The 15,960-nt window shown below is 41.7% G+C and carries 9 protein-coding genes; 5 read left to right on the top strand and 4 right to left on the bottom strand.

Annotated features, from left to right (window positions below; all coding sequences use genetic code 11):
* Positions 1–42: 42 nt before the first annotated feature.
* The 3 genes from CXF88_RS12650 to eat are packed head-to-tail and all read left to right on the top strand — an operon-like array spanning position 43 to position 3,792.
* Entirely contained in the window at positions 43–1,446 is a 1,404-nt protein-coding gene (locus tag CXF88_RS12650) for an ethanolamine ammonia-lyase subunit EutB (RefSeq protein WP_101087157.1), read from the top strand.
* On the top strand, positions 1,446–2,339 hold the full coding sequence (gene eutC / locus CXF88_RS12645) for an ethanolamine ammonia-lyase subunit EutC (protein ID WP_101087156.1): 894 nt from the start codon (positions 1,446–1,448) through the stop codon (positions 2,337–2,339). The genes CXF88_RS12650 and eutC overlap by 1 nt, the downstream gene beginning before the upstream one ends.
* A gap of 49 nt (positions 2,340–2,388) precedes the next feature.
* Entirely contained in the window at positions 2,389–3,792 is a 1,404-nt protein-coding gene (gene eat, locus CXF88_RS12640; protein WP_101087155.1) for an ethanolamine permease, read from the top strand.
* Positions 3,793–4,308: 516 nt separating this feature from the next.
* Here eat and CXF88_RS12635 read toward each other — a convergent pair.
* The 4 genes from CXF88_RS12635 to CXF88_RS12620 form a co-directional block, all read right to left on the bottom strand.
* Positions 4,309–5,211 carry a homocysteine S-methyltransferase family protein gene (locus CXF88_RS12635; protein ID WP_101087154.1) on the bottom strand — a complete coding sequence of 301 codons (903 nt, stop codon included), beginning with the start codon at positions 5,209–5,211 and terminating at the stop codon, positions 4,309–4,311.
* A gap of 576 nt (positions 5,212–5,787) precedes the next feature.
* Positions 5,788–8,505, bottom strand: a complete 2,718-nt coding sequence (locus CXF88_RS12630) for an EAL domain-containing protein (RefSeq protein WP_101087153.1) — start codon at positions 8,503–8,505, stop codon at positions 5,788–5,790.
* A 602-nt stretch (positions 8,506–9,107) separates the two neighbouring features.
* Complete coding sequence (locus CXF88_RS12625) at positions 9,108–9,884, bottom strand: hypothetical protein (RefSeq protein WP_101087152.1); 777 nt, start codon at positions 9,882–9,884, stop codon at positions 9,108–9,110.
* Between the two features lie 210 nt (positions 9,885–10,094).
* Positions 10,095–11,237 carry a PcfJ domain-containing protein gene (locus CXF88_RS12620; protein ID WP_101087151.1) on the bottom strand — a complete coding sequence of 381 codons (1,143 nt, stop codon included), beginning with the start codon at positions 11,235–11,237 and terminating at the stop codon, positions 10,095–10,097.
* A 303-nt stretch (positions 11,238–11,540) separates the two neighbouring features.
* On the opposite strand from CXF88_RS12620, the gene CXF88_RS12615 reads away from it, so the two are divergent.
* Both CXF88_RS12615 and CXF88_RS12610 read left to right on the top strand, forming a co-directional pair.
* Positions 11,541–13,142, top strand: coding sequence for an ABC-F family ATPase (locus CXF88_RS12615; RefSeq protein WP_101087233.1), 1,602 nt, complete (start codon positions 11,541–11,543; stop codon positions 13,140–13,142).
* Positions 13,143–13,433: 291 nt separating this feature from the next.
* Positions 13,434–15,674, top strand: a complete 2,241-nt coding sequence (locus CXF88_RS12610; protein WP_101087150.1) for a peptidase U32 family protein — start codon at positions 13,434–13,436, stop codon at positions 15,672–15,674.
* The last annotated feature ends 286 nt before the right edge of the window (positions 15,675–15,960 follow it).

Below are 15,960 nucleotides of genomic sequence, written 5' to 3'. Positions count from 1 at the left end.
AAAACCTGTACCAAAGTTCAATCGTTAACCTCGAGGTCATTAATGAGTCAATCGTATCGCTACACCTTAGGTAGCCAAACATATCAATTTCGACATCTTGCAGACCTAATGGCTAAAGCAACGCCACAGAGATCCGGTGATCGTTTAGCCGGAGTGATGGCTCAATCAGCGAAAGAACGAGCTGTTGCGCAAATGACACTTGCAGATGTGCCATTAAAAACCTTCCTTAACGAAGCGCTTATTCCATATGAAACAGACGAAGTTACACGATTAATTTTAGACGAACATGACACTCGTGCATTTGCTTATATTAGCCATTTAACGGTTGGCGATTTTCGTAACTGGCTACTTAGCGACTACGTAACACCACAGGTTTTAGCCGCAGTAAAAATGGGCATCACACCTGAAATGGCAGCGGCTGTGAGCAAAATTATGCGTAATCAAGATCTTATTCTTGTGGCTAAAAAATGTCATGTCACTAGCGCATTTAGAAATACCATTGGCTTGCCCGGTCATTTATCGACCCGCTTGCAACCTAACCACCCTACCGATGATGTCAATGGGATTGCAGCTTCAATACTTGACGGTTTGTTGTATGGCAATGGCGATGCTGTGATTGGCATTAATCCAGCAACAGACAACGTAGCGCAAGCCATAAAACTAATGAAATTGATGGATGACGTGATCCAAAAATATGACATTCCAACACAGAGCTGCGTCTTAACCCACGTCACTAACACCATTGAATGTATAGAAGCCGGCGCACCGGTTGATTTGGTGTTTCAATCAATTGGTGGCACCGAAGCCACAAACAGCAGTTTTGGGTTTAATTTAAATACCTTAGCAGAAGCACAAGATGCAGCATTAAGTCTAAAGCGTGGCACCGTTGGCAATAACGTAATGTATTTTGAAACCGGCCAAGGCAGCTCGTTGTCTGCTAATGCTCACCATGGATTAGACCAACAAACCTGCGAAGCTAGAGCCTATGCTGTCGCGCGCAAGTTTAATCCGCTACTGGTGAATACAGTGGTTGGCTTTATTGGTCCTGAATATTTATTTGATGGTAAAGAAATTACTCGGGCTGGATTAGAAGATCATTTTTGCGCAAAACTACTTGGTGTACCTATGGGGTGTGATGTGTGTTACACCAACCATGCCGAAGCCGATCAAAACGATATGGATAATCTTCTCACCTTATTGGGGGTTGCCGGTTGCTCGTTTGTGATGGGGATACCAGGTTCAGACGACATCATGCTTAATTATCAAACCACTTCTTTTCATGATGCTTTATATGTTCGTCGTGTATTGGGCTCTCGCCCAGCGCCAGAATTTGAACACTGGTTAAGCAAAATGAACATTATGAAAAATTCGGCAGATTTTGTGTTGTCCAACACGGTACCCAATGCATTTGCTAAACCACTGTATGCACTACAAGGAGACTATTAATGGACTCCAATTGTGTAGATAAACAGAACAACCTTGTCGATTCAATTCAATCACATCATCAACATGGCAATGTAGTCTCCAATCCATGGCGCGACCTTCGCCGTTTTACTGATGCACGAATTGGCCTTGGTAGAGCCGGAATTAGCTTGCCCACATCAGAGTTATTAGCGTTCCAATTATCACACGCGCAAGCTCGCGACGCGGTGAATTTACCGCTAAATATCGATGCTCTGGCAATTGATCTAAGCAATATCTTATTACTGGATAATGTGACTTATCCTATGACAGTTAACAGTCAGGTTGATGATCGTATCACCTATTTACAAAGACCTGACCTTGGCAGAAAACTTGCTGAAAGCGGCCGCAAAACCTTACTACATCACATGAACAGTCAAGGTCAAGCTGCCGACACTCAATACGACCTTGCCATAGTAGTGGTCGATGGTTTGTCATCATTAGCGGTACAAAACAACGCCAAGCCATTTATCAACGAGTTATTAAGTCAACTACATCAGCAACACTCTGGATGGAATATCGCCCCCATCACCATAGTAGAACAAGGTCGAGTTGCCATAGGTGATGATATTGGCCAGCTGTTAAATGCCCAAGTGGTGATGGTGCTTATCGGCGAACGCCCGGGACTCAGCTCACCAGACAGTCTTGGCTTATATCTCACTTGGGCGCCTAAAACGGGGCTTAATGATGCCTGCAGAAATTGTATTTCAAACATTCGCCCTGCTGGCTTGCCCTATACCGAAGCAGCCAAACGGGCTGTTTATCTATTAACACAAGCTAAAAAACTCAAACTAACAGGAGTGAATTTAAAAGATCGCACTCAAGACGATGTGATTGAACACCAACAACAAACTCAAAACTTTTTAATTGCTGAATAACCCTAAATACATTCTACATAAAAATGTAAATACCACCGGAGAAACAATCATGTCTGAAAACAACAAAGAGTATCTTGCCAAAAGGCAACTTAAAAGCGGTACCGCTGGATGGGTTTTATTGGCAGGATTAGGCGTGTCGTACGTTATTTCTGGTGATTTCGCAGGTTGGAACTTCGGCATAGCCGAAGCTGGCTGGGGAGGATTTGCCATTGCAGCTGTACTGATGGCAATCATGTATTTAGCGTTAGTCTTGTCCTTAGCGGAAATGTCAGCAGCAATACCCGCTGCAGGTGGCGGCTATAGCTTTGCTCGCCAAGCAATGGGACCGGCTGGAGGATATTTAACCGGACTGGCGGTGTTAATCGAGTATGCTCTAGCCCCTGCTGCTATTGTTATTTTTATTGGCTCTGCGGTACAGGAGTTACTGGGATTTAACGGCCCTTGGGTGTATGCACTGTTTTATATCGTCTTTGTCGGTATTCATCTCGCGGGTGTTGGAGAAGCACTAAAAGTCATGATGGTGATCAGTGGTTTAGCTGTTGTAGCCATTATTGCCACTGCAGTGGTGTTGATTGGCAACTTTGATGCTACCCGACTTTATGATGTTGCTGTTACTGATGCAGCAGGTGCTAGTGAGTTTTTACCATTAGGATGGTACGGTGTTTGGGCTGCTCTGCCCTTTGCCATGTGGTTATTTTTAGCTGTAGAAGGTGTTCCATTAGCAGCAGAAGAAGCCAAAGATCCGGCCAAAGATGTGCCTAAAGGTATTATTGGTGCAATGATATTTTTATTGTTTACTGCGCTGCTGGTTGTAGTATTAGTCCCTGGCGCTGGCGGTGCCGCGGCTATGGGAGCAAGTGCTGTACCACTCGTTGATGCATTAAATGTGACCGGTAATCATACTTTAGCGACTATGGTAAATATTTTAGGTTTAGCAGGTCTAGTGGCCTCATTTTTCTCAATTATTTATGGTTATAGCCGTTTGGTATTTGCGTTGTCACGTGCAGGCTATATTCCGCGTTCACTGTCAATTACAACCTCACGCAAAGTCCCTGCCCGCGCATTAATAGTCCCGGCAATATTCGGTTTTATTGCATCACTCAGCGGCGAAGGTGATTTATTGCTTGCTATGGCCGTTGTGGGCGCAACAGTATCTTATGCATTAATGGCATTAAGCCATATATTATTACGCATAAAACAGCCTGAATTAGTCCGTCCATACAAAACACCGGGTGGTGTCGTTACATCAGGTATTGCATTAGTCCTGTCTTTAATAGCATTAACCGGAGTGTATGCGTTTGACCCACGGGCATTCTTATTCACAATAGGTTTATTTGTCATTGGCGCTGCATACTACTTTGGCTACAGCTCAACTAGGTTGGTAGCAAAAAATGCTGATGAAGAGTTTGCGATGTTGGCTGCGGCTGAATCAGAACTAGTCATGGAAAACTAATCAAACAACGCTTAATGCGATCTGGTTGTGATAACAGATCGCATAATATCAAAAACGTATTCCTCATCTAACCAATATAATTAATTGATTTAATGCTCAACTCTAACGATCTCGAGTTAAATTTTGCACTAGCCATACTGTCAGTTCAGACACTTTAATGCAGGGTGCATTTACAAGCATTTTGTAAGATTAGCACTATGGTTAACTGAACGGCCACAACGCTGGAATCAAACTCAGAAGAGTATCGCCAGCAAGAAATCTCACTGCACAGCTGAGGCGTACGTCCTTCCTAAGCTATCGCCTACTGTAGATAAACAACATAAACCTGTTCCATAAAGTAGCAAAAATACCAACAACTACTCGCCTCCAGCAGCATAAAGTAGCCATGATCAGTAATCAGTAATCACAGTCCACTGGTCATTAGTCATTAGTCATTAGTCATTAATGCCACTATTGGCATCAACCCATTCCCTTGCTTGCTCAGAAACCGATTATTGTTATCTTTCGTCCAAACGCTTAGCGCAGACGATGGGTCAGTGCTTCAATATGTTCTGGACCAATCCCACAACAACCGCCAATGAGTGATGCCCCCACGGCACGCCAGCGTTCTGCCCATGTTAGATAATCAAGTGGCCCAAGATCGTTACGGATCTCATCTAAACCATCATTGGCCGTAGCATCTTTTGCTTGCGGAGGAAAAGCATTCGCATAAGCCCCCAATCGGATGTCATTTCGGCCAAGCTTATCCAGACAGTCAGAGGCTACCTTTAGTGCAGCCTCAATGACTTCAGGCTGACAACAATTAAACAAAATGGCATCTACACCTACTTCTATCAGTCTCTCTATGGCATAGACGACGGATTCACCAGATCGTAATCTAGGTTCATTTGTGACTATTTCATCCTCAAGCGTAAAAGCGACCCAAAACGGTTTACTGTCATTTGGCAGTAACCTTTTAATCGCAAGCGGTTCAGCGATAAGGCTCACTGTTTCGACCAGCCACAGATCCACATTGGGTGACATTGCTCGTATCAGCGGAGTAGCGAGCTCACTGACTTTATCAGCATCGAACAAATCGGCCCGATATGAGCCAAACAATGGCGGCAATGAGCCCGCAACTAACACAGAACTCCCCTGCTCGTCGGCCACATCGCGTGCCAACTTACTCGCAAGCGCGGCCAATGTTTCCCCTTCTGCTGCAAAACGCTCGGCTCCAATATGAAACGGCACCAAGGCATAACTATTGGTTGTAATAACTCGAGCGCCACTATCGACATAAGCACGGTGCACTTGAGCCACTGTTTGTGGTGCTTCCATTAAAGCCAGAGCGGACCATTCAGGTTGACGAAATGGAGCACCTCGGCTTGCCAATTCGCGTCCCATACCGCCATCAAGCACCCATAATTCCTGCTTATCCATTATTAATGACTCCATAATATTAAGATGTCTCTACAAATCTTTATCCCGAGTGATGCTGAAATAGAGCTCAATGACACTGTCGAGTACACGACTAAATCGACCAAGAAATAAGACGTCCAGATGGCTAAAGTGTAAAGGTATAAATGGGATACTGCAATCAACCACATCGAAAATATCGAATAATTTTGTTATTGATATCGACTCATTCTAAAAGCCTAAACGAGGTATTAAATCGATATTAAATACGGCTTAGCTTAACCAACACCATTAAATCATGTCTAATATTGATTAACCTGAGCTCAGGATAACAAATCAATGTCCGCAGCAGCTTAGATGAATGATGCTTGAATAGAATTGGATAATTTAAATCGGTATAAAAACTATCAAATAAAGTGTGAAGTACAACCAGATAGCATTACTCACATAGGTTGTTGGAACTGTCATGATGAAATTGTTAGCAGTAAGATGAGTCTTTATTTGGACATTTTTGTCGTTGTTTAAATTAGTAAAGCTCAATAGTCTAATGTCGATTAGCACGACTGAGCGAGATACATATTAATGCTGACTAGTAGCGCTCTATTCGATTGTTAAAGCGTATTTATGATAAACATCATCAACGTTCATCGGTTTTGAAAAATAATACCCTTGCGCCACATCACATTGATGTTCAATCAAAAAATCTAATTGTTCTTGTAATTCTACCCCCTCAGCCGTGACGCATTTACCTAATGAATGAGCCATGTTTATCACCGCTTTTACCACGGCTTGATCTTCGGCTGAATGAATCAGATTGGAGATAAATGACTGATCAATTTTTAACATGTTGGCAGGTAGTGATTTAAGATAAGCAAGTGACGAATAGCCGGTACCAAAGTCGTCGATAGCGACATGAATATCAGCTTCGATCAGTTTATGTAAAATCTCGATTGATTGCTCAGGAATGGCCATCAATGCGGTTTCAGTGATTTCAAACTTAAGCCACTTAGGTTCGGCGCCAGTATCTGTAATAACAGCCAGTAAATCGTCAGCTAAATTTATATTTATCAGTTCCAGTGCCGATAAGTTGACTGAGACCCTCTTAAAGTCAAAACCTTGCTCATGCCATTTCACTAACTGTTGGCATACTGTTTTGAGCATCCAACGACTTAATTCAAAGATTAAACCAGTATTTTCGGCAATAGGGATAAATTCCGCCGGAGAGATAAGCCCAAAGTCTGGATGGTCCCAACGCATCAACGCTTCAAATCCACCTAAGCCTTGGCTTGGTAAAAGGATTAAAGGCTGATATACCGCAAACAATTGATAATGTTCAATAACAGGTTCAGCTAACGCTTTACGTAACCCCTGCTCGATAATAAGACGGCGTTTATTATGTATCGCTTGTTGTTTGTTACAAAATGCCACCCCAAACGGTCTTTTTTTCGCTTCATACAAAGCTGAATCTGCTTGGTTCAATATCGCTTCAGCATCTTTGCCATCTTCAGGAAAAAGACTAATACCCACACGGCAACCTAAAATAATGGTTTGTTCTAAAAACTCAAAATGTTGTTGAAACACTTCAACTAATTCAGTCGCAATGGCATTTGCTTCATCGGCAGCTTTATTGGGTAATGCAATACAAAATTTATCACCGCCAAAACGTGACACTGTGAAGGTTCCATTTAGCGTAGTACTAATGCGTGTAGCCGCCTGCTGTAGAATATAGTCGCCAGCACTATGTCCAAAGTTATCATTAATAATTTTAAAACGAGTAAGATCTAAAAATAGTAATGCCAGCGGCTGTTGATTTTGCAGACATATTTGAATATTCTCGTCGAGTAAAATCTTAAAAAAATAACGGTTAATTAAGCCCGTTAAGTCGTCATAGTGCGACAGCTGATACAACATATCTTGTTGCTGTTTACGCGATGTCACATCGTGGGCAATACCTTCGCAACCAATGCATTCACCTTCATCATCATACATAGGTCGTTCAAGCACCTCAAAGGTATGAATAACGCCATTCGTATCAAATATTTCTATCTCAAATGGCGCTAATTTCTCTCCATTAATAATGCGCTGGATATATCCTGAGATCAGTTGGTTTTTCGGATTGTCAGTTAACAATTTATAATAATATTCGCCAAATCCAGTAATAGTGAGTCCTAAAATATGAGTCACAGAAGGACTGACATATTGTACAAAACCATCGGTATCGTGCTGATAAAAAATGTATTCATCTTCTAACGACTCAACCAAACCACGGTATCTATTTTCGCTAATGGTAAGCTGAAGCGTCCGTTCCAAGACGTTTTTTTCAAGATTATTTTTTAATTCGTTTAATGCCATATTGGCATTTGCAGTATTAATATTAGCAATGGTTAAGGCTTGATTATTCCGTCTAGCTTGCAAAATCCACACACTAAGCAACAAAATTAATACACCTGCCACCGCCGCAAACTCAATCAAATCTTGGTTATCTTTCGGCAGCGTAATATTTGCCCCCCAAGCTTCATTAATGGCAATTTTTTCAGTAGAGCTCAACGAGCTCAACCCTTTCTGCATAATACTGGCTAAAATGGGAAAGTCTTGTCTGACTGCAATGGATTCATTAGCATTGTTTTTTTCGTAAAAGGCGAAGAATTTCAAATCAGAAAATGAGTACTTTAACTGGTAATAATTTGCTGCAGCTAAAAAGGTGATTGCAGCATCGGCTTGATTAGCCTGCACAGCTTCCATTGCTTCACGCATGTTATCAACCACAAATGGCGTTACGCTGGGGAACTCTTTAATAAGTTTATCGGAATATTGATAATCCTTCACTATCGCAATGGTTTTATTAGCAATATGACTGCGGTTATTAATTTGATGGTTATTATTTTTACCAATAATCACCAGCGATTTATAAACAATTGGACTAGTGAACAAAAATTGGTTTTCGCGCTCAGGTGTATTGACCATGGTTAACACCATATCAATCTCTTTTTGCTGCAGATTTTTGACGATATCTGGCCAGCGATGTTCATCATTTATGACAAACTCTATGCCTAACTTTTGCCCAATCAACAACAAAGTATCAACTGCCATTCCAACAATTTGATCGTTTTCATTGATATAAGTATAAGGAGGGAAATAACCATCCACACCCACACGGATTGGTTGATGTTCGCTCAGCCATTGTTGCTCATGTTCAGTAAGGGTTATTGGCCTAACAGCGGTCATCTCGACAACATCAGCACGTGTAAAGTTAGCGAATGACAACAATAACAATATACAAAAAAAGACGTTTACATACGCATAGGGTTTATTTGGCATTATTATTTTATTCCTGGTGCTTATATAGCCAATGCTAAAACTAACACCGGTAAAATGTAATGAATTAATGAACTGCTTAGGGGAGCGTACCATATTTAAAACAATAACGAGCATACTTAAGCATTAAATAAATTTTTCAATTACTTAGCCATGAATAATGCGATTGTTTTAATCAACATTTAAATCAATTTAATGAATCTATTTATACAAAAAAGATTATCAATATACAAACTTTAATGAGTATTTTATTCAATAATCTTTAGTAAACTGCATGTTTGCGATCAGGTACTAAAGCAGGCTTTGTAAGCCTCGCTAGGGAGTGTAAACGGTCAGCCAACCATTCGTTGTCCTGTTATCGGTGTGATACTTGCGATAGACAAACTGCGTCGTCGGTAACTGCTCCTGCGTTACTCTATCTCCTGCATCCATGCAGTCGTCGGTAACTGCTCCTGCGTTACTCTATCTCCTGCATCCATGCAGTCGTCGGTAACTGCTCCTGCGTTACTCTATCTCCTGCATCCATGCAGTCGTCGTTTAGGACTGCTATTAGTGTTTTGCCTTGAGGTTTACCCGTTATCGCTAAGTAATAACAGCACAGTCGATTATTGACTCAAGCTTAACTCACTAAACGACAACGACATCTTGCCTAATCCTTGATATTCAATCTGCAGTGGTTTATCCATGTCGACTTTAAGCACACCGCAATATGAACCAGTAATAATGGCCTGCCCGGCAGTAATCTCAACGCCGCGAGCGGTTAAAAAGTTCACTAACCAGTACAAAGGTGATGCAGGTAAATGGCACGGATGACATCCGTCATAGGTATTGGTAGTGTGTTGTTGAGTGACCAATATTTGGATTTTGCTAGCCATTAATGCCTTAGCTTTGTCAATTTCAGGGCCTAAATACAACCCCTGGTTACTGAGTCCGTCAGCCAACTTTTCAACAAATGTGGCTGGATAATCTCGGCTAAATCGTTGTTGAATTAACTCCAATGCCATATGAGTAGCGCTAATTTGCTGATTAATTTCGGCTTCAGAGTAATGACGATGAGCCTCAAAAGTTTGACCAACAACAAAAGCGATTTCAGGCTCAATCAGGGCTAGCTGCGCCGATGATAAAATGGCACAATCATGTTGATTAACAATGGCATCCGCCAAAATAGGTGCAACAATCAAATCGCCATTGTCTCGCGGCGTTAAACATTTCCAGCCAGTAACATTATGTTGATTCAAGGCAATCATCGCAACTTGGATTTCAAGTGCCGTTTCAATACTGTCTATATGCTGTTCAGGTAGTAAATTCGACAGTGGCTTAACACAATGCCTCTGTGAAAAGAGATGTTTGGCAATGTCGTTTATATTCGTTTGTTGAACCATTACGGTTTCCTATTGCGATAGTGAGTTCTTTAACAAGCGAAGTTTTAGTCGCGAGTAAGTGATTATTATAAATACATCTTCGGTTAGTATTAACGCCACACATTATTCACAGCTGTATCGATGTTAGTGGCGTTAATGCTAGTTGCGTTTCAGCTGATGACACCGCACAAACAACCGCAGTATCAAAGCTAGCATAAAGTAACGCTCACGTTATCCAGCTTTGCGTTGCTTTAATTGTGCTTTAGTTTGCTCAAACCACTGATAAACAATCTCGCGTGTTTGCTCCGATGGCATTGAATTAGACGCACCTCTAATCTGGTCGATTTCGCACATCAGCGGCTGGGTTTTAGTGATTTTGATGCCAATAGTCATTCGCTCAGGCTTAGCCATTTTAAACGCACAATAATGTCCGTTGGCAATGCTTTGATGATAAATAGCAATACAGTGACCTTGTTCGCGACCTTCTGCGACGAGCTCATCATAACGGCTAATAGCCTTAATTTGGCCATTGGCTGTAAGCAATTGAGGATAGGCGAAATCAGCATTTTGCGGGCGAGTTTTAACAAGCTCCATTTCATTGCGTTCAACCACCCAGCGATCATGTAACTGGCGTAAATCACTAATCGACGACAATTGACTAACCCGTTGCAGCGGATCGAAAATCCCTAATGTCATTCCCATGTGTAACGTGTCATTAAGGTACGCCATTAATTGGCTGCGACCTTGTTGCTGATTAAACGCCAAATCGAGCCCGAGCGGAGTGCCAGTAAAAAATGGGTACATGTGATCAACACTCAAAGCATTTAAGTTAATCTGTTGATAATGTTTAAACCGACTAAAGTGACAAAAACGGACATCTAACTGACGTTTAACATGCAGTAAATCGGCTTCTCGTTGATAGGTTAAGGTTAACTTATCAATAAACTTAAGCGCTGCTTTACTGCTGTGATAGCCTAGGACCGATAGAATTTGGCGCTGTCCAAGTAAGCAAAATGCCAACGCTTGTTGATTATCGACACAGCATTGCTCGCAAATAAGCAATAACAGCACCGGTCTGCTGAGTAATATTTGTAATGCGGGTTCACAATTAGCAGCCAACCACAGCATTTGGTATTGATGCTCAGCAAAGGGCGCGGTTATGTCCAATAACGGTGCCGGAATAGACGTCAACCAGGCTTGACCTGCTTCGGTTTGAGTCACTAAATCAAGTCCTAGCCCTAACCCGCCTTCAAGTTGCTCATTAGATTGATGATTAAACGTTCTAAAACCAGCTAAGCCATCATGCCAGCCATGTAATTCAACATCATAATCAAAACCCAAATCACGCATAGGGATGGTTAATGCAGCGGTCATGTCGACTCCTAAAACAACCAAATCAATAATGTAGCTGATATTGAAACTAATATGGCATCAGTTTCTATTGCAAACGATTCAACCGCGCAGATATCAGCCAATTTACTCAGTTCAATGCTTTCCAAGCCCAGCGTTAACGCCATTGTCTGCTATATAAGCAGATTATAAATCGACAACTTAGCACTAACCTGTATAATCCGCGGCCTATTTACTTACATATACTCATGTCTGTCTTATTCACACGTGGCTGTTGTCTTGCCTATTGTTGATAAATATTCAGTAGTACACAGTTGGAACATTGCTTTGATTTCTACCGCTAATATCACCATGCAGTTTGGCCCTGAGCCATTATTTGAAAACATCTCGGCTCAATTTGGTCACGGTAACCGTTACGGTTTAATCGGCGCAAATGGCTGTGGTAAATCCACGTTCATGAAAATTTTGAGTGGTGCTTTGGCTCCAACATCAGGAAACGTGTCGATTACACCAGGCTTTAAAGTCGGTACGCTTAGTCAAGATCAATTCGCGTTTGAACAATATAGTGTTGTCGACGCAGTGATCATGGGTGATGTCGGACTGTGGAAAGTCAAACAAGAACGCGACAGCATTTACGCCAAAGCTGAAATGACCGATGAAGACGGCATGCGAGTAGGCGACCTAGAAAGTCAGTTCGCGGAAATGGACGGCTACACAGCTGAAAGTCGTGCGGGTGAAATTCTGCTAGAAGCCGGTATTGAAGAGTCATTTCACTTTGGTTTAATGCAACAGGTTGCTCCAGGTTGGAAACTGCGCGTGCTATTAGCACAAGCTTTATTCGCTAACCCAGACATTTTGTTACTCGACGAACCTACCAACAACTTGGATATTCATACCATTAGTTGGTTGGCCACAGAGCTAAACAAACGTAAATGCACCATGATCATCATTTCGCACGACAGACACTTCTTAAACTCTGTTTGTACCCACATGGCTGATATCGATTACGGCGAATTACGTGTTTACCCAGGTAATTACGAATATTTCTTAGCTCAATCAGGCTTAATTCGCGAGCAACTGTTAGCGGGCAATGCCAAGAAAAGTGCTGAAATTGACGAGCTGCAAGACTTCGTTAACCGTTTTGGTGCTAACGCATCTAAAGCAAAACAAGCTAGCTCACGCGCTAAAAAGATGGACAAAATTAAGTTAGATGATGTTAAGTCATCTAGCCGTATTACCCCATCAATTCGTTTTGCAGAAAGCAAAAAGCTGCATCGCCAAGCACTCGTGCTTGAAGAGTTGTCTCACGGATTCGACGAAGTGTTATTCGAACACGGCGACCTTATTCTTGAAGCGGGTTCTAAACTGGCGATTATTGGCGAAAACGGTGTGGGTAAAACTACCCTATTACGCTGCTTAGTGAATCAATTACAACACAATCATGGCCGTATTAAATGGTCTGAAAATGCTGCAATTGGTTACTGCCCACAAGACAGCACCGCAGATTTTGATAATGACATGACTTTATTTGATTGGATGTCATTATGGCGCACTCCAAAGCACAATGATTTAATGGTTCGCGGCATGTTAGGTCGTCTATTATTTTCTGATGACGACGCCAACAAAAAAGTCCGCAACTGTTCAGGTGGTGAGAAAAACCGCCTGTTATTCGGTAAGTTAATGATGATGGATATTAACGTACTGGTAATGGACGAGCCAACCAACCACATGGACATGGAAGCGATTGAAGCGCTAAACCAAGCCTTGAAATTATTTGAAGGCACATTGATATTTGTCAGCCATGACCGTGAATTTGTGTCATCTTTGGCAACACGCATTATTGATGTAAAAGGCAAAAGATTGATAAACTTCCAAGGTACATTTGATGAATACCTTGCAAGCCAAGCTGAAGCAGAAGCCAGAGGCTAACATCTTTTTTGGGCATGTATTACTCAATGTCCATTAACGGATAACATCGTTAAAGTAAGGTCTTCATGTTGCATAATGTTGCAATGACGAAGACCTTTTTTGTTTAATTCATCATAGAGATGAAAGCTAAGCAGTTAGCAAAGCAATACAAAGGGCTGTTTGAGCGACGTTTGTTATCCCGAGTTCAGGTTATTTATATTCGAAAAGCCTAATCAATAGTAATCCGTTGCAGATACACGTAAAATCGACCTGTAAAATTAATAACCAACGACATAAAATAGCGAAAATATCATGAATAGAAAAATCGAATTATTGGCACCCGGTGGAGATGTCGATGCGATCAAAGCTGCGATTATAGCCGGTGCAAATGCCGTTTATTGTGGCCTAGATACCTTCAACGCCCGTAACCGAGCGGCCAACCTGTCATTCGATGACTTAATTGGTGTTATCGCGCTTGCTCACCAATATCAGTGTGAAGTGTTTCTCACCATGAACATCGTTATTTTAGAAAACGAAGTTCCGACATTGGTTAAATTGCTCAATCAGTTAGTGAATACGGGTATCGACGGCATTATTGTCCAAGATTTAGGCCTGTTTAACCTGGTAACTAAGCATTTTCCAAGCCTAGCAATTCACGCTTCTACCCAGCTGACAACTCATAACGAAGGTCAAATTGGCTTCTTAGCCAAAATCGGTGCCACTCGTGTCAATTTATCTCGCGAGCTAAACCTTGGCGAAATTAAAAGCCTTACCACCCTCGCCCACGATCACGAAGTGCTTACCGAAGTTTTTGTTCACGGCGCATTATGTATTGCCTTCTCTGGTCAATGTTATTCAAGCTCAGTCAGTGTTGGTAATTCTGGCAACCGTGGCCGCTGCAGCCAGGCATGTCGTGATGAATACGAAGTCACAGCAGCCGGTAACAAGTTTCCGTTGAATCTAAAAGACAACTCAGCTTACTTTGATTTACCAGAATTGGTTGATGCCGGTGTCGACTCGCTCAAAATTGAAGGCCGTATTAAAGGTGCACAATATGTCCATACCGTGGTGGACAGCTGGCGCAAACAGATCGACAAATTTATCGAAACAGGCAAGCTATTAGCCGATGACTCGAACTTACATAAAGTGTTCAACCGTGATTTTACCAACTCGTTTTTAAAGGGTAACCTCACCAAAGACATGTTTATCGATAATCCACGCGATAACAGCTTTAAACATGCTAACGACAAAAGTAACGCGATATCAGTGGTTCAAATTCAAGAAGCCCAACAAACACTGTCGTCAGAAAAAGACGCCATTGTGCAATTGGTTGCCGAAAAAATTAATCACCTGAGCATTGCCAAGCCTACGCTAGCACTGGCATTTTCTGGTCAAGTCAATCAACCATTGTCGATCACTGTGACCACGCCAGATCAACACTTTGTGATTGAATCATCTATCTCTCTAACCCAAGCAACAGAATCACGGGTTGATGAAGCCGCAATTGAAAAACGCTTTAAAAGCTTAAAAGGCAGTGGTTACTTGTTACAAGCGTTTAATTATGACGGTTTGCAGGCTGATTTAAGCTTACCATTTAGTCAGTTAACTCAGCTTAAAAACCAACTGTTATTACAGCTAACACAAAGAGAATACATAGGTGCAGTAACCTTACCCAAGTTACCTAAACATCCTAAAGTGACCGACACACCGACATTGTCTTTGCTTATTAGTGATGAAAAAGACATCAACTTGTGTGATGTTACCGATGCCGATATTTACTTTAAGCTGCCAGAAAGCTTTAAGAAAAACGACAACAAGTATATTGATATCTTTTTACGTAACCCAAGGTTAATTCCGTGGTTTCCGGCTGTGCTTATCGGCAAAGATTACATCGAAGCGGTAAGAGTGTTAGAAGTAGTAAAGCCTAAGCGTATTGTCACAAATAACACTGGCGTTGCGTTTAAAGCCTATGAAATGGACATCGAGTGGATTGCGGGGCCGTTTTTAAACACCACTAACTCTTATGCCTTGTTAACATTACAAGAGCAATTGAATTGTGCTGGTGCGTTTATTTCGAACGAGATAAATCGTAACCAAATTAAAAACATCGCCAGACCAGAAAACTTCAAACTGCTTTACAGCATCTATCACCCTATTTTGATGATGACCAGCAGACAATGCTTTTTCCAACAAACAGTAGGCTGTAATAAGCCCAGCATTGAAGACGGTTGCATGCTCAAGTGTGAAAAAGCCACTACCATCACTAATGTGAAAGGTATTTCGTTTGCAGTAGACAAACAAAAAGGCGGTTACCCGAGTATCTATAACCACGAGCAGTTTTTAAACATCGAAGCCGTTGAAGATCTATCACACTTATTTGATGAGTTCTTTATCGACCTTACCAACATAGGATCTGGCTCAAAAGCGGAAATCGATAAAACTCAGCTGGTCGCCCACTTCGAAAACGTCCTTAAAGGCGTCACCGAATCTAAAGTAGAGCTAAATCAACTTGTGACCATTTCTACTAACGCCCAGTATCAGCAAGGTTTGTAATAAAATTTGTTAATGACTCAATCAATAGAGCATGTAAATGGTTAACTCTTTAACCTCAACTCGGGATAGAGATGAGAATATAGTTACTCTGTATTGATTGTCCATCATAGAAACAACAAGGGTCGCATTAATGCGACCCTTGGTGTTTCTGATGCTATCCGCTGTTAATTTCACACTACAACATGCTTTATCGACGTTAATTTCAAGTTAACATCTCAACTAGCTATATCCATCTAAATACCTCCAACGACCTTATAAAAGGTACTTTTTAGACGTACTAACCACC

Origin of the sequence: Shewanella sp. ALD9, from assembly GCF_002836315.1 — a bacterium.
Classification (GTDB): Bacteria; Pseudomonadota; Gammaproteobacteria; order Enterobacterales; family Shewanellaceae; genus Shewanella.
Note: the sequence above shows the minus strand (reverse complement) of the source record. Positions and strands in the feature narration are given on the sequence as shown.